Annotated in this window: 1 rRNA gene; it reads left to right on the forward strand. The window is 32.3% G+C overall.

The annotated features are described in order from the left end of the window. Positions 1-16 precede the first annotated feature (16 nt). A 5S ribosomal RNA gene (rrf, locus tag IW15_RS21815) occupies positions 17-124 on the forward strand. Positions 125-1,210 lie beyond the last annotated feature (1,086 nt).

Raw genomic sequence — 1,210 nt, forward strand, 5'->3', positions numbered from 1 at the left:
CATCATATACCTTATTTAGGGTGGTTTTAGCGGCAGGGCTCACCTGTTCCCATTCCGAACACAGAAGTTAAGCCTGCCAGCGCCGATGGTACTGCGAAAGCGGGAGAGTAGGACGCCGCCAGTTTTTATTAAAAGTCTCATACATTTAGTTGTATGAGACTTTTTTTTTGCATATACCTCAATGAATCTAACAATCTAGCAATTTAAGTAATAGTATCAGTTATCCTTTAAGCTGCCTTATCCATATTCTATCCCTGGTAAATATTCAATAGGGGCGGGCTTTAGCCCGGCCGCATCAATGAATAATCCACAAAAATATCCACTGGCTTTAGCCGAAATACAGATCCCATTCAAAAATTAAAATCAATCATATAACAGGTCTCAAAATATTGTTATTCCTGTTGAGAAATATAATCAAGATAAGATTCTATATTTTCAGAATGATCTGAAAGGATCTTTGTTATTTTATTTAATTACGATATTTAAAGATCATTTACATTTAAAAGACTAGCCTACCTTATAGATATTGAAAACTTAGTAAATAATAAAAGAAAGAATTAAGATCTATTTTGTAAGATCAAGTAGAATAGAATAGAATAGAATAAAATAGAATAGCGACGAAGTCGCTTATACAGCCTGCATCTTAGAATCAATACAATTGATTTGCTTCTTTGCTCCCTTTTAATAAAACAATATCTTAACCATCTTTGCGTAAAAGTCATTCTCTACCAATATTCCTACATCTATTTTATCCCGATCAATATTCTTACCCTAATTTTTATCATGATCAGTAAGCTTTACCCCATTAATTAAACCATAGAATCCTCACTTTTAAAATTTTTCAAAAATATTTACAGAAAAACTACCAATACTTCCCTAATTATCCCACAAAATTATCCCTTGCTTCCTGCCATTCCCAGTACATTTTACTCTGAAATTCTTTTCAACCCTATCTTACCCTCCTCAACCTTAAATAAATGTTTAAATTTTACAACCTGCTATTGAGGGAGTTAGTGTGTTGTGTGAATTAAAAGTAAACTTTATGTTAAATAAAGTTGGTAGTGAGGGTTAAAGTTTCTATCTTTGCCCCACTGAAAACGAGAGATAGTAGGTAGCGCAGAGACAGTAATTGATATAAGGAATGAACTAAAAAATAATCGGAATTTAATTTTGATAATTTAAAAAAGTTTGTATCTTTGCAGTCCCTTAA

This window comes from Chryseobacterium soli, assembly GCF_000737705.1.
GTDB classification, from domain to species: Bacteria; Bacteroidota; Bacteroidia; order Flavobacteriales; family Weeksellaceae; genus Chryseobacterium; species Chryseobacterium soli.